The sequence below is a fragment of the Sporosarcina sp. ZBG7A genome, assembly GCF_000813425.1.
GTDB lineage: Bacteria > Bacillota > Bacilli > Bacillales_A > Planococcaceae > Sporosarcina.
This window is the reverse complement of the sequence record NZ_JWIB01000010.1, coordinates 117,341-143,027: the sequence shown is the minus strand read 5'-3', so window position 1 is coordinate 143,027 and position 25,687 is coordinate 117,341. Positions and strand designations below refer to the sequence as shown.

Genomic DNA, 25,687 nt, shown 5'->3' with positions numbered 1-25,687 from the left:
GTTTTTTACATGTGTGAGAAAGGCGAGTGGAGAGGATTTACGGTATACTGAAACTACTTGTAAAGGGGGCGCGGATCTATGGAGAAACATCGTATTTTTATCGTGGAGGATGATCGCAAAATCGCGGAACTGCTTGCAGACACACTGAGGAAATACCAGTATGAAGTAGCCGTTGCGGAGGATTTCGATCAAATCGCGGATGAGTGTCTGTCGTTCGATCCGCATCTGATTTTACTCGACATCAACTTGCCTACATACGACGGCTATTATTGGTGCCGTCAGTTGAGGACTCAAACGACATGTCCGATTCTTTTTATTTCGGCACGTTCGGGTGATATGGACCAAGTGTTTGCGCTTGAAAATGGCGGTGATGATTTCATCACTAAACCATTCCATTATGATGTCGTATTAGCGAAAATCAGAAGCCATCTACGTCGTTCGTTTGGCGAATATGCTCCTGCGCAGTCGGAACGGATTGTGAAAACAGGGACGTTGACGCTGTTTGCAGAGAGAATGGAACTCCAATCGGGAGACACCATTGTTCCTCTTCAGAAAAAGGAGTGCATTATTCTGGAGTTGTTGATGGAGGCCGCGCCAAAAGTGGTATCCCGCGAAACTTTACTCGAAGAACTCTGGGACGACCAGTCGTTTGTAGATGAAAACACATTAAATGTCAACATTGCTCGTGTACGGAAAAAACTGGCTGATTTTGATATTCTTTCAACAATCGATACAGTTCGCGGAGCTGGTTATCGATTTGTACTAGCGACTGAAGATGTATGAATAAGTACAAGTTATTTATAAAAGAACATGCCTCATTTTTATTGTTCCAGCTTGTATTGCTGCTATTTATCGTCCTCCTTTTTTGGCTTGATGGTGCGCGCGACTGGAGCACAGCCGTCTACGCAATATTGATGGGGATCATGTTGACGTTCGGCTACTTACTCGCGAAATTCATTACTCGGCGATCTTTTTATGAAGTGTTTGAGCGAGAACCAGGACGAATGGAAGATGCGTTAATCGGTCGACCACAAACGCCGGAACATCGGATGACGGCACAATATATGCGGAAATTGTATCGACTCTATCATAGTGATGTTCAAAAGCTTGATGCTGCGCAGCAACGGCAATTGCATTTCATTAACCAATGGGTCCATCAAATGAAAACACCGATTTCAGTTCTTGGCTTGCTCTTGCAAGAAGAGGAAATCGACCGGAAAAGTTTCCATGAAGAGCTCGACAGATTGCAGGATGGGCTAGATGCGGTGCTCGTCAATGCAAGGCTCGAAACATTTGAAGATGATATGAGAATTGAGCGGATTGTATTGGAGGACCTCGTTCGACAAGTGGTGACAGAGCATAAGCGGTTGTTCATTACAAATGGTGTGTTTCCAGAGATTCGAGTGGATACGGAATTTGTCGTCGCCACCGACCCGAAATGGCTGAAAATCATACTTGGACAATTTATAACAAATTCAGTAAAGTATACGTTTGAAAAAGGAAGAAAAGTGTACGTGACCGCTGATAGAACGGGGCAAGGCATCCAGTTGACCGTAAAGGATGAAGGAATTGGTATACCTGAAACGGATGTGAAGCGAGTGACTCGGGCGTTTTTTACTGGAGAAAACGGTCGGAAAACTGGAGAATCGACAGGGATGGGATTATATATCGCATCTGAAGTATGTGGACGACTAGGACATGCGTTGACAATTGAGTCGAAAGTGGGCGAAGGGACAGCTGTGTCTGTGTTGTTCTCAAATGGAGAGGCGGTAGAAAACGATGGCACGGAAAATCGTCGAGTTATCGGAAGTGACGAAAATCTATGAAGGCAAAGTGATGCATCGGGCGTTGAATCGTCTCGATTTTGAAGCGGAAGAAGGCGAGTTCATCGCAATTATGGGACCATCTGGAAGTGGTAAGACGACATTGCTCAATCTTATTTCAACAATTGACTTGCCAACGTATGGCAGGATTGCAGTGAATGGAATTGAACCCGAGACGCTTAATCAGAACGACCTCGCGTTATTCAGAAGGCGGCACTTAGGATTTGTTTTTCAGACGATTAATTTGCTACAAATGCTGACAGTTGAGGAAAACTTGGTACTCCCGCTGACGCTAGATCGCGTGCCAGTGCCGGAGATGAAGCGGAGAATTGCAGCTCTTGCTGACAAACTGGCGTTAAATGAGATTTTATCCAGAAGGCCAGACGAATTATCTGGTGGACAAGCGCAACGCACAGCAGTTGGACGTGCACTTATCCATGAGCCAGAACTCATTCTGGCGGACGAACCGACAGGGAATCTGGACTCGAAATCAGCGCGGGATGTATTGGAACTACTATCGAAAATCAATCAAACCGCAGGCACCACGATTATTATGGTGACGCATGATCCGCTTGCTGCAAGTTATTGTGATCGTGTGTTGTTCATCAAAGATGGTGAGTTTTTCAACGAATTGTACAAAGATGAACAGCGCCGGACATTTTTCCAACAGATTTTAAACGTGCTGTCGTTGCTCGGAGGGAATGTCAATGACCTTTCGTCAGTTCGCATACCGTAACGTCGTACGGAATCGGCGCATTTATGCAGCCTTCTTCATGGCAAGTGCGTTTTCGGTCATGGTGTTCTTCCTGTACTCCATGCTGTTGTTCCATCCTGCGATGAACGAGGGCTTTGTCCAAGAGGTTGCGACGAGTGGCATGATTACAGCGGAATTTGTGTTGTTCATCTTCACACTATTTTTCTTGTTCTATTCGATGCGTGCGTTTTTACAAGCTCGGACGAAAGAGTTCGGCATTTTGTTATTGCTCGGGATGGCAAGGAGGCAGCTCCAACGACTCATCTTCCTTGAAACGATGTTGATAGGTAGTGTTGCAATCGTTGTCGGAACGTTTCTTGGATTTGTTTTCTCTAAATTTTTCTTGATGATTGTGAAAGAACTCATCCAAGTTCCGACGCTACCCCTTTATTTCACATGGCATCCTTTTGTGTTGACAGTAGGCAGTTTCGCGAGTGTATTCATCATTATTTCACTGCTTGCTCCGATGTTCATCCGCACGGGGGAAGTGTATGACTTGCTGCAAGGAGAAGCAGCGGAGCAAGATGCATATTCGTCGTCAAAATGGCGTGCATTCGCTGGAATCGCAATGCTTATATTGACGTATGTCATGGCAGTCTACGCAACACATACGTATGTAATCCGTGTCATTTTTATGTTACCGGCAGCGGCTGTAATTGGTACATACTTATTCTTTAGCGACTCTTTACCGTATCTGATTCAACTATTCCGGACAAGAAAACGCATTTATTGGCGGCCGTTTTGGCTATTGTCGCTCTCAGAGGGCGTTGTCAGATTGAAAGAAAATGCGCGCATGTTTTTCATCGTTACGATGGTATCGACGCTTGCGTTCATGTCTGTCGGATTGCTCGCATCCCTTACTTCTTTTGCCAATCAATACCGGGAAATAAACCCTCTAGGGCTCGTCTACAAGAGTTACCCAGGAAACGTGCTGGAACAGATTCATGTCCGGCAGCTCACGGACGAGTTGAATGAGAAGGAAATCGACTATAGTCTTGTTGAATTTCGGGTGCTTGAACAAAAGTCATCCTTCACTGATATGAGCGTGTCGATTATTCGACTGTCGAGTATCAACGCACTCGGATACACATTTGGCTTTCCCGCTGTTGACGTAAAGGATGGGAAAGCACTCTTTTTGCCACAGTCCGAATCATCCTACCAACAATTGAAAGATCGCACAGTCAACACTTCACTAGAAAAAAGTGGTCTCGATATGGAGATTGTTGGAGCATATCCGCATCAGCTATTTCCACCGAACGCAATTGGAGCCAATGCAATCATTTTGACGGATACAGACTTTGAACGGGTACTAATGGGTGAGGACGGTGCGGATTCATCGTTATTCCGTTATTACGCGTTCAATATAGCTGACTGGCAAGAGACGAAAGACGTTGGTCGTGCGCTACATGAAGACGAATTGCAGTCTATTTTACTTGGTGGCGAATCTGGAACGCTGTTTTCGTTCGGCAATCCAGGACTGAATTATTCTATCATCCGCACAACATTTTCTTTATTGCTGTTCATGGGATTAATGCTCGCAGCTGTATTATTCCTTGCAGCAGGAAGTTTCGTTTATTTCCGTTTGTATACAACTTTGGACCGTGACCGCAGACAGTTTGACGTGTTGCGCCGGATGGGCATTACAGATAAAGAGTTGAAGAAGATTGTGAATCGACAGCTGTTGCCACAGTTCTTCATCCCCTGGGGAGTGGCATTTGTGCATAGTGCGTTCGCATTCTTGGCGCTTCAAGTCATTTGGGATGCACTCGCAGAAATTTCAATTGTAAAAGAGCTGACTCTTGTATTGGGTGGATTTGCGGTCTTACAAATCTCTTATTTCTACCTGATTCGATGGCGGTACTTATCTCACATTCGGACACCGGAGTAATTTCCGGTGTCTTTTATATTACGAGAAATTAGTTTGATAATAAAATATCTAAAAATAAAGGCTATTGAATTATTTAAATTTTTCTTATATACTAATAGTTGATGGTAATGAATGACTATTCATTCAACTACGAAGGGTGGTACTACGATGAATTTAGTAGAAAGAGTCCGGGCAACCGCAAAATCAAAGCCTGGAAAAACAGCTTATCACTTTACAGGTAAGGATACATCGTACGCAGAATTTGACCAATCAGTCGCACTATTCGCATCCGCTTTACAAGACTTAGGAGTAAACAAAGGTGATCACGTCGCTTTGTTACTCGGCAATACACCACATTTTCTTATATCGCTATATGCAACCATGCGATTAGGTGCAACTGCGATTCCAGTGAATCCAATCTATTCACCAGATGAAATCTCGTACATTCTGCAGGATAGCGATGCAAAAGTAGTCGTTGCGCTTGAACAACTACTTCCACTCGTTGAAGCAGCATCTGTTCAGCTTCCTGTCATTGAACACTATATTGTGTGTGAGACAACGGGGGAGACAAGTGAAAAAGTTGAGGCATTGTCCGAAGGGGCGAAAGCAAAAACGCATTTGTTCACCCAAGTGCTCAGAAGTGGAAAGCCTGACATGGAGCCAGTTGCTGTCGATGAAAATGAAACCGCTATCATTTTGTATACTTCCGGTACGACTGGTCGTCCAAAAGGCGCTATGTTGACGCATCGAAACTTGTATTCAAATGCTAGTGACGTTGGAGAGTACCTCGGATTTTCGTCTGAAGACCGCGTCATCGCAACATTGCCAGTGTTCCATGTGTTCGCACTGACTGTTGTTGTCAACGCACCTCTTGTCAAAGGAGCGACGATTGTCCTGATGCCAAGATTCAGCCCGGCTGAAGTGTTCAAAGCTGTGAAAGAGCAGCAAGCGACAATCTTTGCGGGTGTGCCGACGATGTACAACTTCATGGTGCAATATCCGGAAGCAACACGTGAAGACTTTTCGTCGATTCGACTCGCAATTTCAGGTGGGGCGTCCCTACCAGTTGCACTCCTTGAAAACTTCGAAGAGAAGTTCCAAGTAAAAGTGTCGGAAGGATACGGTTTGTCGGAAGCGTCGCCAGTGACATGTTTTAATCCACTAGATCGTGAACGCGTTCCGGGTTCAATCGGAACGTCGATCTTGAATGTGAAGAACAAAGTGGTCGATGAGCTTGGAGATGAAGTACCTGTCGGACAAGTCGGAGAACTCATCGTTCAAGGCGACAATGTCATGAAAGGCTACTATAAAATGCCTGAAGAATCAGCAGCTGCCCTTCGTGACGGTTGGTTGTACACAGGCGACCTCGCACGGAAAGACGAAAATGGCTACTTCTACATAGTCGATCGCAAGAAAGATCTGATCATTGTTGGTGGGTATAATGTCTATCCGCGAGAAGTGGAAGAAGTATTGTTCACGCATCGCGACCTCGTAGAAGCAGCAGTTCTCGGCGTACCGGATCCGAATTTCGGTGAAGAAGTACTTGCTTATGTGGTCGCAAAAGAAGGGGCAGATGTGTCGGAAGAGCAGCTGATCGCATTTTGCGAGAAGCGTCTAGCGAAGTACAAAGTACCCAAGCATATCGAATTTTTGGATGAACTGCCGAAGAACACGACCGGTAAAATCTTGCGCCGTTCTTTGAAGGATTTCGTGCGCGCTTGAGTTATAGGTGGGAAGAGGGGCAGAGGATGCGGACGCATCCTCTGTTTTAATTTTGCGAGAGGGTGCTATCCGCCCGTTCCGTAGAGTTACCCGCTCGTTTCAGGCGTCTACCCGACCGTTCCGCAGAGTTACCCGCTCGTTTCGAGTGTCTACCCGCCCGTTCCGATGAGTAACCCGCTCATTCCACGCGGCAACCCGCCCGTTTCGTCGGGTTTACCTGGCGAAGCGTTCCGTTCGAACGGGCAAACGCTCGATAGTCCAAATCAGCGTTGCATTATGGGAGGTGGCAGTGTTTACTCAAACAGGATAGCGAAAGAAAAGGGAAATCCAAATACTCTCAGAAAATGTTTTGAGATTAGGAGGGAAAGTCTTCCGGGTGTCGAAATAGATGGCATTAGGGAGGAATGAAGATGACAGATAAACAGATGGTTCGGCAAGAGGATTTATTTGAATTGAAGTCGGTGACGAATCCGGTGTTGTCTACGGATGCTTCTGAAGCTGTGTTTATTGTGACGCAGATAGATAAGGAAGAGAATGCGTATCATTCACATTTGCATCACCTCGATGTGGAGTCTGGTAGTTCGACGCAATGGACGTATGGGAAAGAGCGCGTTTCTCAGCCTCAATGGTCGCCGGATGGAAGTCGAGTTGCGTTTTTATCGACACGTGATGAGAAGAACCAGCTGTTTGTTATGCAAGTTGCTGGAGGAGAAGCCCGCCGTTTGACGGACTATGAGACGGGTGTGAGTAGCTTCTTGTGGGCGCCATGCGGAAAGAAAATTTGGCTAACAAGTACACTGGAAGACGGAAAAACGTTTACAGATAAAGAAGAGAAAGACGAAAAGAAACAACCTGAAGCGCTTCGCGTTACGACGATGAAATATAAGGCGGATGGGGCAGGGTTTGTGAAAGAAGACCGTCATTCGCAAATCGGTTGTTTAAATCTGGAAAGTGGAGAAATCACAGCATTCACAGAAGATCCTTTCCATCATTCATTGCAAGCGGTGTCGCATTGCGGAAAGAAGCTCGTTGTGGGCGTGAATCGCGCTGAAAACAAAGATTTCGACTTCCGTCAGCCTTTGGTGCTTGTCGATGTTGAAACGAAAGAAGAAACGGTTCTTGTTGATGAACAAGGCTATTTTGGTGGTGCTTCATTTTCAGAAGACGATCGCTATATTGCATATGGCGGATCGGATCGGACGTTTGAGAACGCGACTCACTCTGACCTGTATGTCTATGACTGTGAAAACAAGACGACGCTTAATCTGACGGAAGCACTCGATGCGCCACTTGGGGATGCGGTAGTCGCGGATCATCAGCAAGGACCGAATCCACCTGAAGCGGTTTGGACTGAAGGCAATTACTTGTACTTCCAAGTGACGACGATGGGGGATGTCCGACTGTATTTCGCAGATTTGGACGGTAGCTTGTATCCTGCTTCTTCTGAGTCGGAGCATGTCTACGATTATGATGTCGCGAAAAACGGACAGTTCTCACTCGCAGCTGTTAGTAATCCTGTGAACCCGGGAGAATTATATCGTCTTGACATTTTAACGGGGGAACGAAAAGTATTGACATCGTTCAATGAAAACTATGTAGCAGACACACTATTAGTACAGCCAGAAACGATCCAATTAGAAGGTGCTGGAGGCTTTGATGTACATGGTTGGCTGATGAAACCGGCTAACTATGAAGAGGGCAACACGTATCCGCTTGTCGTGAACATTCATGGTGGTCCACACGCGATGTACGGCAATTCGTTCTTCCACGAAATGCAAGTGCTAGCGGCGCAAGGATGGGGTGTTCTGTACATCAATCCACGCGGTAGTCATGGATATAGCCAAGCATTTGTCGATGCAGTACGCGGCGATTATGGTGGCGGTGATTACCAAGATATTATGGATGCACTTGATAATGTTTTAAAAAATCATAGCTGGATCGATAAAGATCGGCTCGGCGTGACAGGCGGAAGCTATGGCGGATTCATGACGAACTGGATTGTCGGCCATACGGATCGCTTCAAAGCCGCTGTTACACAACGTTCCATTTCCAATTGGATCAGTTTCTTCGGAGTTTCAGACATCGGGTATTACTTCAGTGACTGGCAGATTAAAGCGGATATGACGGATGTCGACACATTGTGGAAGCATTCGCCGCTGAAATACGCAGAAAATGTGAAAACACCTCTGCTCATTCTTCATTCCGAAAATGACTTACGCTGTCCGATTGAACAAGCGGAACAGTTGTACATTACATTGAAAAGCATGAAGAAGGAAACCGAATTCGTTCGGTTCCCCGAGTCCGACCATAACTTGTCCCGAACAGGTAAACCGAACTTGCGTATTACGCGCTTGAACGAGTTAACAGGCTGGTTTGAAAAGAGCTTTTGACATGAGGAAAACGCCTGTCCCGGGGGAAGGGACAGGCGTTTTTTGATGAGGTAGTAAGGGGTTAGCGTGTGCAGCATTCTCCTACATAAGGGGGATTTACTGAATCGTCGGCTGCATCGATTGCGATGCCTGCTCTGATTTTCTTAACAACTGCGTCTTCGATACAACAAACGCCTTTTAACACATCTGCTAGAGCTTTGTCGAACTCGATTTTTTCGCAAGGTGTCGTATTATTTTCGTTGAACTCGCGGAATTTTTCTACTTCTTCGAACAAAATTAGTGTGACTGCGAATTCTGTCAGCAAAGCAGAAACGATAGTGATCTCACCCAACGTGATACGAGGATTGTTGAGAGATTCTGCTGCTACTGATTGAAGTTGATTAAGCATTTTAGCGTGGTCCATGGTCATTCACCTCCTTTAAATGTGGTGCGTCCGGACACTTCTAGTATATGCAGCTCGTTTTACAAGAGTTGGACAACCGTCCGTGGGACAATCTACTCAAAGTGTTGTGGATGTGTTTTTGATCGACATGTCGAGGAAGGAAGGTTTTACTAGTCCGTACATTAGTAGTGTATGATGTGAATTTTGCACGAGTTGGACAAGCGTCCGAGGGAAATTGTCTTGTGGATGTGTTTTGAACTACGCTCCGTTTAAGGTAGGATTTATTCGTCCGAACACTACTACTATATGCTGATTGTTTACTGACAATTGGACAACCGTCCGGGGCCAACTGTCTTGTCGAGTCAAAGTGCTGATGTGAGTGCATTTCAAGCATGTTTCATCCGAACACTTCTACTATATTCTAATGCGGAAATGGTGAAAGGACAGACGTATGGGGACAAACTTCTTATGGGGACTAGGAATTTCAGCAAAACAAAAGCGATTGCAACTATTTAGGAAATATTGTAGGATGAACGTATTAGAAAAACTGTCCAGACTTTTCCAGATTCCCTGAAGGCTTGGATAGCTACATAGAGTCGTGAAGGGAATTCGAATGGAGGAGAACGAAGTGGGAGTCCACAATGTAATGGAAGATGTCGTTCGGGATACCTTGTTGTCATATAAGAATAATATGAATCTTGCATGTGACTGCGAGCAGTGCTTAAATGACATCTCGGCACTCGCCCTCAATGAGTTGCCACCCCGGTACATCTCTAACTCAAAATATAGTCCGTATGTCCGTGCGACCCACGAAGCGGATCACCAAGGGGTCACTAATATCATAGCCATCATCGCTAAATCAGCAGCTCTTGTTTCGCAGAGTCCACGCTGTGAGACGTTTGCGATGAAACAAGGGCAGTAAAAAACACCGAAGCGCTTGTGGCTTCGGTGTTTTTTCTTCACTAATAATATAATTCACGGTGTTGATTTCCGCTTCTGGCGGACGCGGGCCTACAGGATGTAGGTCATGCAACCGTTGCGGCAGGACGCCGTGAACTTAGGTTGTTTCCATTGGCATACCTCCGGAGTCGCCGCCATCCGCTTCAATCAACGGGACAGTCTTGAATCACTAGATATTGACATTGAAATTTATTTCAACAATCCAAGCGACTCCTGTAATGTACTATTTACATGCTTGATCAATAACTCGTCGCCTTTTTTACGGATGTCGGATCCGACAAAGTCCATCATCTCTCTCGCCATATCGGCGTCTTCTAATAGCGATAACGACTTATTCAAGTTCACTTCAAAAACGCCAGCGTTCGTTAAATGATGCTCAAGCGATTCCATTTGCGAACCGATTTTTGTGAGGTATCCTGTCACTGTCCCTAACGCTTTATCAATCGTGCTGATCAGCTTGTCTGCGTCCTCCTGCGTCGCTAGCGATGCGCCTCCAAGCCCAATCGCATCTGTGTGAACGTCAAACAAGCTAATCTTCATATGCTGCGAGGCGTTTCCACCTACTTGAAGCGTTAGCTCGCTATCTTCTCCAAGAATCTTCATCGTGTTGAACTCGAGCTTGTCCGCTGTATCATTGATGGCGGCAAAAATCTGTTAAAGTTCCAATCCGCTTGCTTCACTTCACCAACTCGAACAAAACGACAAACGCTGGCGAGACGGACTCCTACAAGCCCAGCAATTAATATTCGAATTAATGGCAATGACTGACGCTACCTCTGTAGAAGGCGAGCGACTACTAACCCTCTATATCTATGCCAATCAAACCCTAGTGACTGCATCACTCAAAGCAGACGTGGATGCTATTTCGGAAGCCCAGGCGATTGTGAGGAGCCTGCATACCGATTGGCAGCACGCAAAGAAGAAGCAAGTTCATACATTTAAATATAAAAAGCTGCCCGCGGAGGCAGCTTTTTTGTATGGAGAGGGATTGTGGGGCACGTGAGAACGAGCGGGTGCAGAGAGGAAACGGGCGAGTACGGAGGGGAAACGATCGGGTACTGAGGGGAAACGGGCGAGTACGGAGGGGAAATGATCGGGTACGGAGGGGAAACGAGCGAGTACAGCGAGAAAACGAGCATGTACAGCGAATCTGCTCCTCCATCCCCACAAAAAAAACACGAATCCACCACAAAGCAGATCCGCGTCCCTCCCTCTTATCTTCCTTTAAACTCCGGCTTCCTCTTTTCTGAAAACGCATTCAACGCTTCAATTCGATCCTCTGTCGGAATCGTAATTTCATACGCTTTTCGTTCAATTGTAAGTCCCGTCGCAAGATCCGCCTTCATTCCTTGTTTAATCGCAAATTTCGCTTGTTGCACGCCAATTGGCCCGTTTGCGAGAATTTTGTCAGCAAATGCCTGTGTCTCTTCTATCAACACAGCATCTTCGACAGTACGCGTCACAAGTCCACATAATGCGGCATCAGATGCGCTCATTCGCTGAGCGGTCAAAATGAGCTCAAGCGCTTTTGCTTCTCCTACGAGACGCGGCAAACGCTGGGTTCCACCTGCACCTGGAATGATCGCAAGACCCGTTTCCGTCAGTCCCATAACAGCGGACATCGCAGCGAATCGGAAATCACAGGCGAGCGCAAGTTCCATTCCACCACCGAACGCAAAGCCATTGATCATCGCAATTGTAGGTTGCGGTAACTGATCAATCAAAGTAAAGACATCACCGATTTTGTTCAAATTGCGTTTCACTTCAACGTCAGTTAACGTCTTTCGTTCTTTTAAATCAGCCCCCACACTAAGCGCACGATCCCCTGATCCTGTCAATACAACGACACGTACTTCAGGATCAATGCGAAGTTGCTCGACCGTTTCACCAAGCTCGCGAATCATGTCGTAATTGAATGCATTCATCGAATCAGGTCGATTCAACGTCACCCATGCAAGTCCATTTTTCTTTTCCAATAAAATTGTCTTCATCCCTTACACCCCCAAAATCATTGAATACTCTTAAAACATATCATTTCAAAGAAGTTGAAGCCAGAAGAAGGATACTATTGTAAAATATCGAACTTGCAATACAGTGCTTATTTGCTACAATGTAGGAAAATGGACTAAGTTAGGTGGAATCCCAGTGGACGCAAGTGTATTTGTAGGTAGACAGCCGATTTTAGATCGTAATGGAAACCTTTTCGGCTACGAACTTTTATATCGCAACAGTGAGGTTAACCGGTTTCCAAACGTCAATCCAGAAAAAGCGACAATCGGTGTATTAGTCAATACATTTCTCACGATCGGTGTCGATCGCGTTTCAGGAGCATATCCTTCTTTCATCAACTTTACAGGTGAATTGTTGGCACAAGATTTGTACGACCATCTCAATCCGGCGAGAGTCATCATCGAAGTGTTGGAAAATGTCGAAATTACACCAACACTTCTAACTAAACTACGGAAATTGAAAAACGAAGGCTTTCGAATCGCCCTAGATGATTTTGTCCTGACGAAGCAATATGAAGTCGAAAAAGGGTTATTTGAAATTATCGATTTCATCAAAGTCGATTTCATCCAATCAGATCTACAAGAACGCGAACGGATTCAAAATTTCATAAGAGTCTATCCGAATGTCCAATTGCTAGCTGAAAAAATTGAAACAGAAGCCGAATTCAAGGAAGCGAAAGATGCGGGATACACGCTCTTTCAAGGGTATTTCTTCGCTACACCTGAAATCGTAAAGGGCGCTGAAGTGCCTGCGATTGATGAGCACAATTTCCGGATTATGGATCGACTGAATACCGAGCTGCCGAGTGTGCGGGAAGTGGCAGGACTCATTACGCAAGATATGTCACTCACTTACAAACTACTCCGATTCATCAACACCTATGCGTTTGGCATCCCAAGAAAAATTACATCCATCCAACAAGCGATCGTCCTTATTGGACTGCAAGAAACAAAAAAATGGCTCTACATCATTACGCTCCATCAAATGGGTGTCGGTCAAGGGAAAGGGAGAACGAAAGTACTTGTCGATTATTCCCTTGTACGCGCGAAATTGTGTGAGCTGCTTGCAAAAAGAAATGGACACCAAAACTCGGACGAATTTTTCTTAGTAGGCATGTTTTCGATGTTGGACGCGATATTACATCGTGATTGGCACGAAATTGAACACGATATTCCCCTTTCTGATGAAGTAATGCAAACACTAATGGGGGAAGCGACAAAGATGACACCGTTCCTTCAAATCGCGATTGCTGTCGAACGTCTCGACTTGCCACAGATGAAAGTGCTTTGTAAGGAACTTGACATCCCTTTGAACGATTTGTGTGTTTATTCCCAAGAAGCAATCCGGTGGGGCCGTCAGCTTGACTAAAAAAGTTTTACTTTTCATCACATTGCATTTCCCAATTCTAGCGCAATTCGTTAGAATGAGGAAAGGAGTTGATGAGAGTGAAAATTGCAGTTGTTACAGACAGTACGGCCTACTTACCCGAAGACTTGCGCAAGCGGCTACAGATCCATATTGTTCCGCTCGCAGTAACAATAGATGGACAAGATTATGACGAAGAAATCGATTTAACCTCTAAAGAATTTTACGAAAAAGTGCGTGGAGATGGGCCGCTACCGAAAACTTCACAACCGTCCGTCGGCCAATTCGCAGCGAAGTTCAACGAATTGAAAGACGCAGGTGCAGAGGGAATCGTTTCTATTCACTTGTCGAGTGGCATCAGCGGTACATACACCGGCGCCGTCCAAGCTGGTGAGTTGGCTGAAACCTTAGACGTCCGTGTTTTCGATTCAGAAATCTCCTGTTACTTGCAGGGATTCTATGCGATTCGCGCAGCGGAACTGGCACAAGCAGGCGCTTCTATGAGCGACATCATGAGCGAACTCGCAGAAATGAAACAAACGATGCGTGCGTATTTCATGGTCGATGATTTGTCTCACTTGCAACGTGGCGGCAGACTATCCAGTGCACAAGCATTAATTGGTGGCCTACTACAAGTGAAACCCATCTTGCATTTTGTCGATAAAGTCATTGTGCCTTTCGAGAAAATCCGGACTCGTAAAAAAGCGATGAAGCGGATCGCAGATATGCTTGCTGAAGACGCAATTAAAATGCCTCTTGAAGCCTCAATCATTCATGGCAATCAACCCGAAGAGGCGGAATTCTGGCTAGCAGAATTGAGCGAACGTCTCCCAGATGTCAAATTCACCATCAGCCATTTCGGACCTGTTATCGGTACTCATCTCGGTGAAGGTGCCATGGGACTCGGTTGGGTCAAGCGGAAAATGAACAACTAAACAGTAGGGGGTGTGCGGATGAACAAACCATTCGATCCGGCCGTCAGAGACTTTCTGGACGGTCGCATTTGGTTGCGTCAGCATACGCCTTTTTCTATGGAAATCATTAATGAACATATTGAGAGTGGAATGATTGAAACGACCGCAGGAGTCACGATGAAAAAAGGATTGTTCGGGCAAATTAGCTGCAAATGTGCTCGGTGCGAAAATGAAGACCCTCAACTATTCACCTCGTTTAATTGCCTGCAATGCGAAGGTCCTTGTGCATACTGCCGTAACTGCCTGCAAATGGGAAGAGTCTCCGTTTGTACGGAACTCATCGTCTGGAAAGGTCCACCTACCAATTACCCCACAGAACACTCCCTTGCGTGGGAAGGAACGTTGACGAAACACCAGAAACGTGCCTCCGAAGAATTATATGAGAGTACTGTGAGGGCTCGTCCGCATCTGATTCACGCAGTTTGTGGATCTGGAAAGACCGAGATTTTATTCGAACCAATACATAAGCTACTAGTAGCAGGTAAACGCATATGCATCGCAGCACCTCGCGTCGATGTCATATTAGAACTTGAACCACGACTACGCGCAGCATTTCCATCGACAAAACTGGAAGCATTGTATGGCGGAGCAGATGTTAAAGCATTCGACGCCCAACTTATCCTAGCAACCACCCATCAGCTCTACCGATTCCGTCATGCATTCGACGCGATTTTTGTCGACGAAGCCGATGCATTCCCATATACTGCAGAGAAAACCCTTCAGCACGCCGTTCGAAAAGCTGCAAAATCAGCTGCACCAATCCACTTCGTCACAGCAACACCATCAGACAAACTACTGACAGACATCAAGAAAACAGGCGCAGTCTCGACCATCTATCGTCGCTATCACGGTCACCCACTCCCTGGTCCACGATATGAACCACTCTGGAACTACTCCAAACAGCTATCCAAAGGAAAAATACCGAAAGCACTTGAAAACTGGATCATACAACGGCTCGATCTGAACGAACCATTCCTAGTATTCTTTCATGAAATAGAACTAATGATGAAAGCGGAGCAAGCCATTCGACAACTCGATGATCGGGTCCGAGCTGTCCATTCCGCGCATCCTGACCGTAAACAGCATGTCCAAGACTTACGGGCAGGGAAGATACCAGGCTTGCTGACGACAACAATCTTAGAACGGGGTATAACGATTAATAACATCCAAGTGGCAGTAGTGGGTGCTGAACAATCCATTTTTGACGCTGGTGCACTTGTTCAAATTGGCGGTCGCGTAGGTCGAAATGTGAACCATCCGTCTGGTGATTTCGTGTTGTTTCATAATGGAATCAGTTACGCAATGGACCATGCGCGTCGGGAAATAAAACGGCTGAATGCAGGAGGGGATCAACCATGAACCCATGCTTACTGTGTATGAAACCAATCTCAGAAGTCGCCTCCTGGCAATCGTTCTTCGCTCTAGAAAAGAAAAAGACACTTTGTGACGACTGTTCAAAACGCTTCGTTCGTGCCGACATAAAGGAAGAAGGGGACGTATTAGATGCCGTTCATTCTCTGTACGAGTACGACGAAGCAATGCGGGATTGGCTTCATCAATACAAGTTCATGCAAGATGTAGCACTTGCACAAGTGTTCTCAAACGAACTGCGACGTGCATTTTCAAGCAACGATACAATCGTTCCCATACCAATGCATCCAGAACGAGCACGGATCAGGACATTTGCTCACGTGGAAAAATTATTGGATGGTTCAAAACGACCCTATGTGCAGTTACTGACTAAGACTAATACAAGTGTCATGGGAGAAAAGTCCAGACACGAGCGACTGAACGTGGAACATTTATTTGAACTCGTACCAGGTGCAGTTGTACAACCAATCACGTATCGATTGGTGGACGATATTTATACGACGGGAACGACGCTGCGTCAGGCGGCAACCGTCTTGAAACAAGCAGGCGCCTCGAGGGTAGAAGCGGTAACCCTTATTCGATCAATTCAGAAATGAGTACAGGAGGAACTACAAATGGCAGAACTAAGACATTGCCCATCATGTGGCGATTTTTTCAACTATACAGGTGTGCGTGAAGTGTGCGGGAAATGTGGGATGAACGAAGAACGCATCTATGAAGAGGTGTACCGCTTTTTACGGAAGCGAGAAAACCGTGCAGCGACAATCGAACGCATTGTAGAAATGACAGAAGCTACTGAGGCCATGCTTCACAAATGGGTACGAAAAGGACGCTTACAACCAGCTTTGTTTCCGAATTTAGGCTATCCATGCGATAATTGTGGGAAGCTGACTTCTAAAGGGAAACTGTGTGACGAGTGTACAGCAGAACTTAAGAAAGAGCTGCAAACGTTTGAAGCAGCTACAGAGTTTAGGGAAGCCATTCAACAAAAAGACAAAGGGACGTATCTTGCAGAGCGTAAAAAGTGATTATGTGGCAGTTCCGAGTGGTCATAAAATGACTATGGGACTGCCATTAATTTTTCTGGTATAAAACTGGATTGTTGACGGTGTTGATTTACGTTTCAAGTGGACGCTTTCCGAGGGGCTTGATTTCAGCCAATCGAACAACGAAGAGTTCGGTTTGCCGTATTATTGCGTTTTTTGCAGAAATTAAGGCATCTGATCGGGGGCTTCAAAAGAAGTGCTCCTAACGCTTCGCTTTTACTCGCAAAAGCCGTTCTTCGTTACGGCTTTCGCTGTTCCCTCCGGAGTCGCCACTTTCCACTACAATCAACGGGGTTCTCGGGAGACTCGGGTTGTCTACAATATAATATCCACCTAATGAATTAGTTTTGTAACCCTAAAAACGGGTACGTGTAAAGCGCTACCAAACCAGTAGGTATAGAGGTGTATATATCGGTAAAACTATAATTTCGTACGAAAGACCCTTTAACTACTTGGGATTCAGCCGAAATAGAGAGTAATAGTCAAAACTATTCCAAAGGAGCGAGAGCACATGAAGATTAATAATAACCCTATTCCACCTGTGAACCCGTACCGGGCGAATCAGGTGAAGAGTGAGAAAGCAGGATTTGAGAAAGCTGTTCAAAGCGACAGATTGGAAATTTCGAAAGAGGCGAAATCACTTTCCGAAATAAGCCCAGTGACTGCGCAACGAAATGAAAAAGTCAACGCACTGAAAGCTCAAATCCAAGCTGGTACGTATAAGGTCGACGCGGAACAGCTCGCTTCCGATCTGATCGGCTATTACCAACCGAAACAATAAGCGGGCGCACTTAACTTGAAGAAAGCAGGGAAAACCATGCCAATCGAACAGATTCTAGCGTCGCTGGACCAACTAGAAAAGTTACATCGAAGCCTGCTGCGCATTGCAAACGACAAAACAACACGCATTAAGAAAAACGACATTAGTGGACTCGATCAGCTCCTCAAAGACGAGCAAGCTCATCTCGCTGCAATCTTGCAAACAGACAAAGCTCGCGAAACAGCAGTCGTATCTTTTTTCACCGAACAAGGACGTCCGGTGCCGCTTCAACCGACAATCACAGATGTACTCAACATCATCCAAGAGCCGGAACACACTCAGCTCAAGGAGGCGAAGGACCGTCTCCTGCACGCGATTCATGAATTGAAATGGCAGAACGATTTAAACCAGAAGCTGACCTATCAATCGCTTCAATTTGTGAATCTGTCGCTGGACATGGTCCGTCCACGGACCGAATCCGTGAACTACTCGAAAAATGAAGTACAAGGCAAACCACTAACAGAGAAAATCGCATCATTCGATTCGCAAGCTTGAGGAGGAAATCATCATGGGCTCAACATTTATGGGACTAGAAACAAGTAGACGCGGCTTGCAAACTCAGCAGTCTGCTCTTTATACGACAGGGCATAACATCAGTAACGCTAACACACTCGGCTACTCGCGACAGCGTGTAAACATGCAAGCTACAGGGGGCTTTCCCGGTGTGGGTTTAAATTCGGGTACGATGCCTGGGTTCTTAGGGACTGGGGTGCAAGCAGGATCTATCCAGCGAGTACGTGACAGCTTTGTCGATCATCAATTTCGTGGGGAGTCCACTAAACTCGGCTATTGGGATACGCGATCAAAGGCGGTCGGTCAGATTGAAGATGTAATGAACGAGCCTTCGGATAGCGGTTTACAAAAGTCACTCAGTCAGTTTTGGGGAAGTCTTCAGGACCTGGCAGTGCATCCGGAGAATGGCGGTGCACGAAAAGTTACTGTGGAGCGTGGAATAGCTGTAGCAGATTCCTTCAACTATATGAACAAGTCGTTGGAAGAACTGAGAACGAACAACGGACAAGAAATCGAAATCTCAACAAAGGAAATTAACTCGATTTTGAATCAAATCGTAAATTTGAACAAACAAATCAGCAGCGTTGAGCCAAACGGGTACTTGCCAAATGATTTGTACGATGCGCGTGATGCATTAGTCGATCAGCTATCAGAGTATCTGCCTATAGAAATGGGAACTCCGATAGATTCGGGGGGACAGGCGATTAAAGGGATGGCTGAAGGCTCTTTAGTTATCAACATTAAAACAAAAAATGGAAGTATACCGTTACTAAGTGGAAAAGAAACAGGTCAATTAAGTGCTGTAAAAACAGGCGATACAATAGATGGATTTGCAATTAGCGGGTTTGGCGGTAATGCTGCAGGTTCTTTAGACGTTGCCAACATGGAGCAAGACAAAGGTCGTTTGGCTTCATTAGTTGCTACGAATAACACTTTGCTTCCAAAAATGATTGCTGACCTCGACAAAATGGCAAATGCTTTTATGACCGCTTTTAACGAGCAGCATAAGGCTGGTCATGGGTTAGGTGATAATTCTACCGGTAATATATTCTTCGAAGGTGAAGGTACTGGGGCCGGCGGTATTAAAGTTAGTGATGCAATTATTAAAGACCCGTCTCTTATTGCCGCTTCTTCAAAACCAGGTGAGGAAGGGAACGGAGAAAATGCGAAAGAACTCGGAAATATTCAGTTCTTGAAAATAGAAGGAACGGATGCAAACCAGTTAGAAGGAGCCACTGTCCAAACCTTCTTCCAAGGAATCATTGGACAACTAGGTGTGGACGGTCAGCAGGCAGATAAAATGAAGTTCAACTCGGCGACTCTCTTGATATCCGTATCGAATCGACGTGATTCCATTAGTGCTGTATCACTTGATGAAGAGATGACGAACATGATCCAATTTCAACAAGCATATAATGCATCCGCAAGAATGGTAACAGTTGTCGATGAAACACTTGATAAGATCATAAACGGCATGGGTGTCGTCGGCAGATAATGAGGAGGAACTGCAATGCGTGTAACACAATCAATGCTTTCTACTAATATGCTTCGTAACTTGACGACAAGTTACACTAAAATGGGCAAACTCAATGACCAATTGACGACTGGTAAAAAGGTGAATCGCCCTTCAGATGACCCGGTAGTTGCCATGCGTGGTCTGGCTTATCGTATGCAAACGGACAAAGTTGAACAATACCAGCGGAACATCGGAGAAGTGAACAATTGGCTGGACAGTACGGATGACGCGCTTGATAAAGTTGGAGAAGCGCTGAAGCGTGCCAGAGAACTTGTGGGTAGCGCAGCTAACGGAACGATGACGGAGGAAGACCGGGATAAAGTCAAAGCAGAATTGAGCCAGCTACGGGAACAGATCCAAGATATTGCAAATACGAAGGTTGGAGATAAGTATTTGTTCAGTGGCACTAAGACGGGGACACCGTTGTATAAAGACGGTGCGTATCCTCAGCTGAGTACGGATGCTGAAAATCCCGCTTCTGGCCCGACGGCATTCGAGTCTGATGTGAATATCGATGTGTTCGATGGTGTGAAGCTGAATGTGAATTCGACATCGGCGAAAATGTTCAAGGATATCGATGATATGTTTGAGAGTTTTGTTGGATCAGATGCGGATTTCAATAAAGGGCTTACAGATGTGGATAACCAGATGGATGCTCTATTGACTGAACGTGCGAGTGTAGGTGCACGGATGAACCGTGTTGAGCTGATGGACAATCGCTTGGAGGCTCAGGAAGGGATTGCGAAGAAGCAGCAATCTCTAAATGAGGATATCGATTATGAGAAGGTTATCACAGAGATGATATCCCAGGAGTCGGTGCATCGTGCGGCACTGTCGGTGGGGGCAAGGATTATTCAGCCATCGCTGGTGGATTTCTTAAGATAACTACGTTGTGCCAGGTGCTTTGTGCCTGGCATTTGTACATTAGACGGTGTTGATTTACGTTCCAGATGGACGCTTTCCGAGGGGCACGGATGGTAAGCCGCTTCATTCGCTTCGCTCCTTCCAGGGTCTAACCATCGTGCTGATCCCTCCGGAGTCGCCATCTTCCACTTCAATCAACGAGACTGTCAGTAAAATAGAGCTTTCATTAATCATGATATTGATAGAAATAGAGATGAAGTCCTAATAGAGACAGATGGAGGTGCTATGTATGGCGATACCTCAATTACAAGTACAAACGACGCCTGGTAGATTAGGGTTGACTATTGAGAAGTCGGTTCAGGAAATTGAGCAGCCTCAGGCGACGATGGAGCAGGAGCAGCCTGCTGCGGTTTTAGATATTACGACTACGCCTTCTAAGTTGTCGATTGATACGACTGCGGTGCGGGAGGATATTGATCAGAAGAGTTCGTTCAGGCGGACGGAGGAGTATGCTCAGCTTGGGCGTCAGGCTGTATTGGATGGGATTGGTCGTAGAGCTTCAGAAGGGCAGCAATTGTTGAGTATTGAGAATGGCGGGAATGTCATTGCGGATCTTGCGAAGCAGAATGGGACTCCTCCACCAGCACCGCTAGGAATCCGTTTCATTGCGGATCGCTCGAAGATCCAGTTGTCGATCACGCCGGGTACCACGACTATCAATGCAACGCCTCGAAAACCAATTTTGAACGTTCAAGTGAATAAACCAATCCATACATATACGCCGGGGAAAGTGACCGGGCATATCGAGCAATACCCATCCATCCAGATTGACTGGAAAGGATGAAAGAGAATGGCAAAGGAGAGTTTGATATGAGTGTCCAAACGAAATTTCATGGGGAAGTTGATATTGAAACAATTAGTCAGTGGACGTTTCCAAAAGGGCTTCCTGGACTGGAGGACGAAAAGAAGTTCGTCTTGCTACCGATTGAGGGGAATGACAGTTTACAAGTGATGCAGTCCGTGGGAAGACCTGAAATTGCGTTGATTGTATCCAACCCTTATACATTAGTAAGTAATTATTCTTTTGAAATCGATGAACCGACAATTGAACTCTTGGATATAAAGTCACAAGAAGATGTCATGGTGCTTGCCGTTATGACAATGAAACAGCCGATTGAGTCATCGACTGTTAATTTGCAAGCGCCGTTGATTTTTAATATCAATTCCAAAACAGCGAAGCAAATGATTTTAAACAATGCAAAATACCAGTTACGACAGTCAATTGGTCAACCCGTAGAAAAGGGGGCGCGTTGATATGCTCGTGCTTTCTAGGAAAACGAATGAGACTATAAATATTGGTGACAATATTGAGTTGAGAATCTTGGAGGTTAAAGGGGATACGGTTCGTATTGGGATAGAGGCGCCGAAGTCCGTTGATATATTACGGGGCGAGCTGGTGCAGTCGATTTCGGAAACGAATGCTGAGGCGATTACTGTGGAGTTGAGTGTGTTTGAGCAGTTGATGAAGAGGGATTGAGAGCTTGGTGAGGGTTCTCTTTTTTTGTGTAGATAATCTTAAAGGGGTTTCCATCCTTGAACTTCTTAAAATGCTAAAGAGTCAAATAGTTTTCTTCATATTTAAAAAAACTTAGCAAAACTGCTAAACACTTAAGCAACTGGTCCGATATTAGTTATGTAAGCAAGGGATAGATGTTTCGGCCGGCATTAGATCCCTAGCGAGCAACAAATATATCAGGTTCACAAGGACGTGGACCTAACACAACTCAAGGAGGAAATTATAATGATTATTAATCACAATATCGCGGCACTTAACACGCATCGTCAGTTGAACAGTGCAACAACAAATCAATCAAAATCTATGGAGAAATTGGCTTCAGGCATGCGTATTAACAAAGCTGGGGACGATGCAGCTGGTCTTGCAATTTCTGAGAAGATGCGTGGACAGATTCGCGGACTAGACATGGCTTCAAAAAATGCTCAAGATGGTATCTCGTTAATTGCAACTGCCGAAGGTGCATTGAACGAAACACATGATATTCTACAACGTATGCGTGAATTAGCAGTTCAAGCTGGCAATGATACAAATACTGATAAGGACCGTGGAGAAATTCAAAAAGAAGTTAACCAATTAACTTCTGAAATTAACCGTATTGGTAACACTACAGAATTCAATACTCAGAAATTACTAGATGGTTCAAAAGGATTAAGTGGAGCGAACACTATAACTGCTGGTAAAGCAGAAGTTCCTGCAGGTGGACCAGTTACAGCTCAAGACCCAGGAACCGCTACAGCTGGCGCACTAACATTTGATTTTACTGGAGCTAACGCAACTTTAAATGGATATACAATTGAATTTGGAACTGTAGCTGATGGTACTGCTGAAGGAGCTACAATTGATACAACGAACAAAAAAATTGTTATCAATGGTGACTTTGATGATACTGATTTAGCTGGTACTTTCTCATCAGCAGCAGATATCAAAACAGCAATTGAAACAGCATTCACTGCTCAAGCTGGTTCATTTACTGGAATTACTGTAGCGGTCACTGGAACTCCTGGGGCTGAAACAACTGCTACTACATCGGCTGCAATTACTGGCGGTCTTGATGCTTCGGCAGGTTCAGCAGGTTCACCCGCAGAAGCTGGTACTTACCAATTTGGTTTCGGAAGTCAAGATGTCTCAATTGATGGTACAACTCTTACTTATGATGCAGCAGGTGGAGCAGCAGGATGGAAAGATGCAGCTTCTCTAGCAAAAGCAATTAATGATGATGCAGGACTAAGTGTTAATTATACAGCTACCGTAGTTAACGGTAAAATACAGTTAGACCAAAAAGTTGGTCAAGAATCCGCAACAGGTCCAGTAGTAACAGGTAACGACCAATCTGCTTCGTTACAAATTGGAGCAAATGAAAACCAATCTATGTCAATTAATATTAATGATATGAGAGCAACAGCTCTAGGACTCACTGGCACAGGAACAGGATTTACTACTGACTCTGGTGTAAACAATGGTACAGACTCTACTGGAAGTGAAAAAGGATTAGATGTTTCATCTGCAAAAAATGCAGCATCGGCTGTTACACAAATTCAAACAGCGATAGATAAAGTTTCCGCTGAACGTTCTAAACTTGGTGCGAACCAAAACCGTTTGGAGCACACAATCAACAACTTAAACACATCTTCTGAAAACCTAACTGCTGCGGAATCTCGTATCCGTGACGTAGATATGGCGAAAGAAATGATGGAACAAACAAAGAACTCAATCCTTTCACAAGCAGCACAAGCAATGTTGGCTCAAGCGAACCAACAACCACAAGGAGTTCTACAACTTCTTCGTTAATATTAGATTATGTAAAAGAGACCCTAGTTTTGCTAGGGTCTCTTTTACATATAGAGGTAATGAATTAGAACGAAAGCATATATTATCTACTAGAACATGCATTCATCTGATGTTCACAAACACTGGGCTTCTCTCTTAGGAGGGAAGTCCTTTTTCAATTGATAAGGAGGAAATAAAATGAAGGTACTTGACGAATACAGTGATTTGAATCATCTAAGTGAAAAGAGAATTCCTCATAAAGTGAAACGGTACATTGTGCAAGAATGGTTACAATTTTACAATGCCTTTTCGTTAGAAGGACGTGTGGAGGATTTTGACATGAGTAGGCACTGCCGAATGGTTCTCCTAGAAACATCGGAGGATGATATCGAGTTGATTGGGTTATCTAGCAACTTGGTTGATTGCACTGTGGAGTACGTGGAGTTAGTGACATTTGAAGAAAGCGTTTTGATGTATCGAACCTTCATCCTGAATGACAATGAAAGTGGAATCATGTTGTACTCCATCGTTGGAACGTTAGGTTATGAAACAGAAAGCTTTTTAGCAGAACGTGCAGAATAGTGCCTCAATCTCAGAAATGGGATTGGGGCATTTTTATTATTAAAATCTATCAAGAAAAAAAGTTAATATTCAAGGTTACTAATCGGAGGAGAAAAGATGATGTATGTGGATTGGTTTGTAGGAACAATGAAAAAGATGTTTAATATCGATGTCAATAGAGAGGATGTAAGCTTTGAAGCCTATGATTTCTATCATGAAGATTTGGATGACTTGTTAGTTCCTGCGGGACACCTTGTAAAGCTACCCAATCCGTTGCTCTTGGAAACAGTGATGTATGCGGATGACAAAGATAATGAGTGGGTAGCAGCATTTGCAACAGAGGAAGGAACAAGAAAGAAACTGTATGAATTGTGGGTAAAGAATGGGGAACCAATAGCGTATGAAATGTATATCGAGTAAAAAATCATTTGGGCTATTTTGATTGCTGATTGAACCTTACAAGCGGAATTCACGACATTTCTTTCCGTAATCTTACGGCAAAACTTATTGGGGGTGTATCCATTTTTGCAGAATCCATGATTGACAAAGAACTTGAATGATTTCTGAATGAAAAAACTCCTGACATTATTATATAACTGTCGTGAGTTGGCTTTAAGGGAGGTGAAAGAAAATGTGGAAAGCGATTATTCCAGTAGTTGTTGCTGTTGCGGTTGAAGTTGTAAAAGAAGTAGTGAAAAATAAATAATCGATGAATAGGAGAATGATGAAAAATGCTGTTTCCGAATATGCCAACTAAAACGCTAGGTGGTCAAGTCTTCTGGCAAACGATTGAATCAACAAGCGGTTGGAAGCTTCAACAAAATGTAGTTACTGAACATTACCGAATCCTTGACCCGCAGAACGTGCGACAAGCATGGGGAAGCGAATGGTCCGACATAAACGATACATTTAAAAAGTTCACTGGGAACTATCATAACTGGTAAGAGCCATTGGTGCAGAAACATACGCATCAATGGCTCTTTTTGTGTTTAGGGGGAATACAGAATGAATCTGTTAACAAACTTTGAACAATGGCTCTTGGAAGAAAGGCGAGCACCAAAAACGATTGAATCATACGGAAGTGATGTGAAAGGGTTCCAGAAGTTCCTGAACGAGAAGGCGGCAAATGAAACACAACCGCTTTCTCGCTTCTCTTTCGTTCGATACAAGCAACATCTGCTGGACAAACAGTTTGCCGTCTCAACCATTAATAAGAAAATAAACAGCCTGAAGGTCTTCAACTAAGTTTGACTGCCTGTGCACGGTGCAATTCAGACACTATTCCGTCAAATGATGTACTTATCGAATGATTAACAATTTTCCCTTGCCACGTTCCACCTACTTCTTTATCATTATATATTTGAATGTGCATGCTACCTCTCTAAGGTGGCGTTGCTATAATGATA

The 25,687-nt window shown here is 44.8% G+C and carries 27 protein-coding genes and 1 pseudogene; 25 read left to right on the top strand and 3 right to left on the bottom strand.

Annotated features, from left to right (window positions below; genetic code table 11):
- Positions 1 to 78: 78 nt before the first annotated feature.
- The 6 genes from RL70_RS04185 (at position 79) to RL70_RS04160 (ending at position 8,556) form a co-directional block, all read left to right on the top strand.
- Complete coding sequence (locus RL70_RS04185; RefSeq protein WP_039042149.1) at positions 79 to 783, top strand: response regulator transcription factor; 705 nt, start codon at positions 79 to 81, stop codon at positions 781 to 783.
- Positions 780 to 1,826 (top strand): HAMP domain-containing sensor histidine kinase, encoded by a 1,047-nt coding sequence (locus RL70_RS04180; RefSeq protein ID WP_039042148.1) that lies wholly within the window; start codon positions 780 to 782, stop codon positions 1,824 to 1,826. The genes RL70_RS04185 and RL70_RS04180 overlap by 4 nt, the downstream gene beginning before the upstream one ends.
- Positions 1,780 to 2,559 carry an ABC transporter ATP-binding protein gene (locus tag RL70_RS04175; protein WP_039042147.1) on the top strand — a complete coding sequence of 260 codons (780 nt, stop codon included), beginning with the start codon at positions 1,780 to 1,782 and terminating at the stop codon, positions 2,557 to 2,559. Before RL70_RS04180 ends, RL70_RS04175 begins: the two co-directional genes overlap by 47 nt.
- Positions 2,531 to 4,465 carry an FtsX-like permease family protein gene (locus RL70_RS04170; RefSeq protein ID WP_039042146.1) on the top strand — a complete coding sequence of 645 codons (1,935 nt, stop codon included), beginning with the start codon at positions 2,531 to 2,533 and terminating at the stop codon, positions 4,463 to 4,465. Before RL70_RS04175 ends, RL70_RS04170 begins: the two co-directional genes overlap by 29 nt.
- A gap of 147 nt (positions 4,466 to 4,612) precedes the next feature.
- Positions 4,613 to 6,166 (top strand): fatty acid--CoA ligase family protein, encoded by a 1,554-nt coding sequence (locus tag RL70_RS04165; RefSeq protein ID WP_039042145.1) that lies wholly within the window; start codon positions 4,613 to 4,615, stop codon positions 6,164 to 6,166.
- A gap of 410 nt (positions 6,167 to 6,576) precedes the next feature.
- Complete coding sequence (locus RL70_RS04160) at positions 6,577 to 8,556, top strand: S9 family peptidase (RefSeq protein ID WP_039042144.1); 1,980 nt, start codon at positions 6,577 to 6,579, stop codon at positions 8,554 to 8,556.
- Positions 8,557 to 8,617: 61 nt separating this feature from the next.
- Here the strand turns inward: RL70_RS04160 and RL70_RS04155 are convergent, their stop codons facing one another.
- Positions 8,618 to 8,959, bottom strand: a complete 342-nt coding sequence (locus RL70_RS04155; protein WP_039042143.1) for a hypothetical protein — start codon at positions 8,957 to 8,959, stop codon at positions 8,618 to 8,620.
- A gap of 607 nt (positions 8,960 to 9,566) precedes the next feature.
- Between RL70_RS04155 and RL70_RS04150 the strand changes: the two genes are divergently transcribed.
- Positions 9,567 to 9,860 (top strand): late competence development ComFB family protein, encoded by a 294-nt coding sequence (locus RL70_RS04150; protein ID WP_197054072.1) that lies wholly within the window; start codon positions 9,567 to 9,569, stop codon positions 9,858 to 9,860.
- 227 nt (positions 9,861 to 10,087) lie between these two features.
- On the opposite strand, the gene RL70_RS04145 is transcribed toward RL70_RS04150, so the two are convergent.
- A complete protein-coding gene (locus tag RL70_RS04145) occupies positions 10,088 to 10,501 on the bottom strand; it encodes a flagellin (protein ID WP_052245756.1) in 414 nt (137 codons plus the stop codon).
- A gap of 121 nt (positions 10,502 to 10,622) precedes the next feature.
- On the opposite strand from RL70_RS04145, the pseudogene RL70_RS04140 reads away from it, so the two are divergent.
- Positions 10,623 to 10,901, top strand: a pseudogene (locus RL70_RS04140) (flagellar protein FliS); the annotation flags it as partial.
- Between the two features lie 211 nt (positions 10,902 to 11,112).
- Here RL70_RS04140 and RL70_RS04135 read toward each other — a convergent pair.
- Entirely contained in the window at positions 11,113 to 11,889 is a 777-nt protein-coding gene (locus RL70_RS04135; RefSeq protein WP_039042140.1) for an enoyl-CoA hydratase-related protein, read from the bottom strand.
- A gap of 154 nt (positions 11,890 to 12,043) precedes the next feature.
- Here RL70_RS04135 and RL70_RS04130 point away from each other — a divergent pair, with 154 nt between their 5' ends.
- The 17 genes from RL70_RS04130 to RL70_RS04050 all read left to right on the top strand — a co-directional run bounded on the left by RL70_RS04130 (position 12,044) and on the right by RL70_RS04050 (position 25,526).
- On the top strand, positions 12,044 to 13,276 hold the full coding sequence (locus RL70_RS04130) for an EAL and HDOD domain-containing protein (protein WP_039042139.1): 1,233 nt from the start codon (positions 12,044 to 12,046) through the stop codon (positions 13,274 to 13,276).
- A 77-nt stretch (positions 13,277 to 13,353) separates the two neighbouring features.
- A complete protein-coding gene (locus RL70_RS04125) occupies positions 13,354 to 14,208 on the top strand; it encodes a DegV family protein (protein ID WP_039042138.1) in 855 nt (284 codons plus the stop codon).
- An 18-nt stretch (positions 14,209 to 14,226) separates the two neighbouring features.
- Positions 14,227 to 15,606 (top strand): DEAD/DEAH box helicase, encoded by a 1,380-nt coding sequence (locus RL70_RS04120; protein WP_039042137.1) that lies wholly within the window; start codon positions 14,227 to 14,229, stop codon positions 15,604 to 15,606.
- The gene (locus RL70_RS04115) at positions 15,603 to 16,214 is read left to right on the top strand and encodes a ComF family protein (RefSeq protein WP_039042136.1); all 612 of its coding nucleotides are present in this window, start codon (positions 15,603 to 15,605) and stop codon (positions 16,212 to 16,214) included. The genes RL70_RS04120 and RL70_RS04115 overlap by 4 nt, the downstream gene beginning before the upstream one ends.
- A gap of 18 nt (positions 16,215 to 16,232) precedes the next feature.
- The gene (locus RL70_RS04110; RefSeq protein WP_039042135.1) at positions 16,233 to 16,646 is read left to right on the top strand and encodes a TIGR03826 family flagellar region protein; all 414 of its coding nucleotides are present in this window, start codon (positions 16,233 to 16,235) and stop codon (positions 16,644 to 16,646) included.
- Positions 16,647 to 17,175: 529 nt separating this feature from the next.
- Positions 17,176 to 17,445 carry a flagellar biosynthesis anti-sigma factor FlgM gene (gene flgM / locus RL70_RS04105; RefSeq protein ID WP_039042134.1) on the top strand — a complete coding sequence of 90 codons (270 nt, stop codon included), beginning with the start codon at positions 17,176 to 17,178 and terminating at the stop codon, positions 17,443 to 17,445.
- Between the two features lie 36 nt (positions 17,446 to 17,481).
- Complete coding sequence (locus RL70_RS04100; RefSeq protein ID WP_039042133.1) at positions 17,482 to 17,979, top strand: flagellar protein FlgN; 498 nt, start codon at positions 17,482 to 17,484, stop codon at positions 17,977 to 17,979.
- A 13-nt stretch (positions 17,980 to 17,992) separates the two neighbouring features.
- Positions 17,993 to 19,492 (top strand): flagellar hook-associated protein FlgK, encoded by a 1,500-nt coding sequence (gene flgK / locus RL70_RS04095; protein WP_039042132.1) that lies wholly within the window; start codon positions 17,993 to 17,995, stop codon positions 19,490 to 19,492.
- A 15-nt stretch (positions 19,493 to 19,507) separates the two neighbouring features.
- Positions 19,508 to 20,398, top strand: coding sequence for a flagellar hook-associated protein FlgL (gene flgL / locus RL70_RS04090; RefSeq protein WP_039042131.1), 891 nt, complete (start codon positions 19,508 to 19,510; stop codon positions 20,396 to 20,398).
- Positions 20,399 to 20,666: 268 nt separating this feature from the next.
- Complete coding sequence (locus tag RL70_RS04085; protein ID WP_039042130.1) at positions 20,667 to 21,221, top strand: DUF6470 family protein; 555 nt, start codon at positions 20,667 to 20,669, stop codon at positions 21,219 to 21,221.
- A 26-nt stretch (positions 21,222 to 21,247) separates the two neighbouring features.
- Positions 21,248 to 21,691, top strand: a complete 444-nt coding sequence (gene fliW, locus RL70_RS04080) for a flagellar assembly protein FliW (protein ID WP_039042129.1) — start codon at positions 21,248 to 21,250, stop codon at positions 21,689 to 21,691.
- A gap of 1 nt (position 21,692) precedes the next feature.
- Complete coding sequence (gene csrA, locus RL70_RS04075; RefSeq protein ID WP_039042128.1) at positions 21,693 to 21,914, top strand: carbon storage regulator CsrA; 222 nt, start codon at positions 21,693 to 21,695, stop codon at positions 21,912 to 21,914.
- A gap of 264 nt (positions 21,915 to 22,178) precedes the next feature.
- Positions 22,179 to 23,741, top strand: coding sequence for a flagellin (locus tag RL70_RS04070; RefSeq protein WP_039042127.1), 1,563 nt, complete (start codon positions 22,179 to 22,181; stop codon positions 23,739 to 23,741).
- A 177-nt stretch (positions 23,742 to 23,918) separates the two neighbouring features.
- Positions 23,919 to 24,302: a hypothetical protein gene (locus tag RL70_RS04065; RefSeq protein WP_039042126.1), complete on the top strand. Its 384-nt coding sequence runs from the start codon at positions 23,919 to 23,921 to the stop codon at positions 24,300 to 24,302.
- Positions 24,303 to 24,398: 96 nt separating this feature from the next.
- Entirely contained in the window at positions 24,399 to 24,701 is a 303-nt protein-coding gene (locus RL70_RS04060; protein WP_039042125.1) for a hypothetical protein, read from the top strand.
- 311 nt (positions 24,702 to 25,012) lie between these two features.
- Positions 25,013 to 25,225 (top strand): hypothetical protein, encoded by a 213-nt coding sequence (locus RL70_RS04055; RefSeq protein ID WP_039042124.1) that lies wholly within the window; start codon positions 25,013 to 25,015, stop codon positions 25,223 to 25,225.
- A 61-nt stretch (positions 25,226 to 25,286) separates the two neighbouring features.
- Positions 25,287 to 25,526: a site-specific integrase gene (locus RL70_RS04050; RefSeq protein WP_039042123.1), complete on the top strand. Its 240-nt coding sequence runs from the start codon at positions 25,287 to 25,289 to the stop codon at positions 25,524 to 25,526.
- Positions 25,527 to 25,687 lie beyond the last annotated feature (161 nt).

Coding starts and splice junctions, on each gene's coding strand:
- RL70_RS04185 (WP_039042149.1), top strand. CDS start 79: ATGGAGAAACATCGTATTTTTATCGTGGAGGATGATCGCAAAATCGCG.
- RL70_RS04180 (WP_039042148.1), top strand. CDS start 780: ATGAATAAGTACAAGTTATTTATAAAAGAACATGCCTCATTTTTATTG.
- RL70_RS04175 (WP_039042147.1), top strand. CDS start 1,780: ATGGCACGGAAAATCGTCGAGTTATCGGAAGTGACGAAAATCTATGAA.
- RL70_RS04170 (WP_039042146.1), top strand. CDS start 2,531: ATGACCTTTCGTCAGTTCGCATACCGTAACGTCGTACGGAATCGGCGC.
- RL70_RS04165 (WP_039042145.1), top strand. CDS start 4,613: ATGAATTTAGTAGAAAGAGTCCGGGCAACCGCAAAATCAAAGCCTGGA.
- RL70_RS04160 (WP_039042144.1), top strand. CDS start 6,577: ATGACAGATAAACAGATGGTTCGGCAAGAGGATTTATTTGAATTGAAG.
- RL70_RS04155 (WP_039042143.1), bottom strand. CDS start 8,959: ATGGACCACGCTAAAATGCTTAATCAACTTCAATCAGTAGCAGCAGAA.
- RL70_RS04145 (WP_052245756.1), bottom strand. CDS start 10,501: ATGAAGATTCTTGGAGAAGATAGCGAGCTAACGCTTCAAGTAGGTGGA.
- RL70_RS04135 (WP_039042140.1), bottom strand. CDS start 11,889: ATGAAGACAATTTTATTGGAAAAGAAAAATGGACTTGCATGGGTGACG.
- RL70_RS04120 (WP_039042137.1), top strand. CDS start 14,227: ATGAACAAACCATTCGATCCGGCCGTCAGAGACTTTCTGGACGGTCGC.
- RL70_RS04115 (WP_039042136.1), top strand. CDS start 15,603: ATGAACCCATGCTTACTGTGTATGAAACCAATCTCAGAAGTCGCCTCC.
- RL70_RS04110 (WP_039042135.1), top strand. CDS start 16,233: ATGGCAGAACTAAGACATTGCCCATCATGTGGCGATTTTTTCAACTAT.
- flgM (WP_039042134.1), top strand. CDS start 17,176: ATGAAGATTAATAATAACCCTATTCCACCTGTGAACCCGTACCGGGCG.
- RL70_RS04100 (WP_039042133.1), top strand. CDS start 17,482: ATGCCAATCGAACAGATTCTAGCGTCGCTGGACCAACTAGAAAAGTTA.
- flgK (WP_039042132.1), top strand. CDS start 17,993: ATGGGCTCAACATTTATGGGACTAGAAACAAGTAGACGCGGCTTGCAA.
- flgL (WP_039042131.1), top strand. CDS start 19,508: ATGCGTGTAACACAATCAATGCTTTCTACTAATATGCTTCGTAACTTG.
- RL70_RS04085 (WP_039042130.1), top strand. CDS start 20,667: ATGGCGATACCTCAATTACAAGTACAAACGACGCCTGGTAGATTAGGG.
- fliW (WP_039042129.1), top strand. CDS start 21,248: ATGAGTGTCCAAACGAAATTTCATGGGGAAGTTGATATTGAAACAATT.
- csrA (WP_039042128.1), top strand. CDS start 21,693: ATGCTCGTGCTTTCTAGGAAAACGAATGAGACTATAAATATTGGTGAC.
- RL70_RS04070 (WP_039042127.1), top strand. CDS start 22,179: ATGATTATTAATCACAATATCGCGGCACTTAACACGCATCGTCAGTTG.
- RL70_RS04065 (WP_039042126.1), top strand. CDS start 23,919: ATGAAGGTACTTGACGAATACAGTGATTTGAATCATCTAAGTGAAAAG.
- RL70_RS04060 (WP_039042125.1), top strand. CDS start 24,399: ATGATGTATGTGGATTGGTTTGTAGGAACAATGAAAAAGATGTTTAAT.
- RL70_RS04055 (WP_039042124.1), top strand. CDS start 25,013: ATGCTGTTTCCGAATATGCCAACTAAAACGCTAGGTGGTCAAGTCTTC.
- RL70_RS04050 (WP_039042123.1), top strand. CDS start 25,287: ATGAATCTGTTAACAAACTTTGAACAATGGCTCTTGGAAGAAAGGCGA.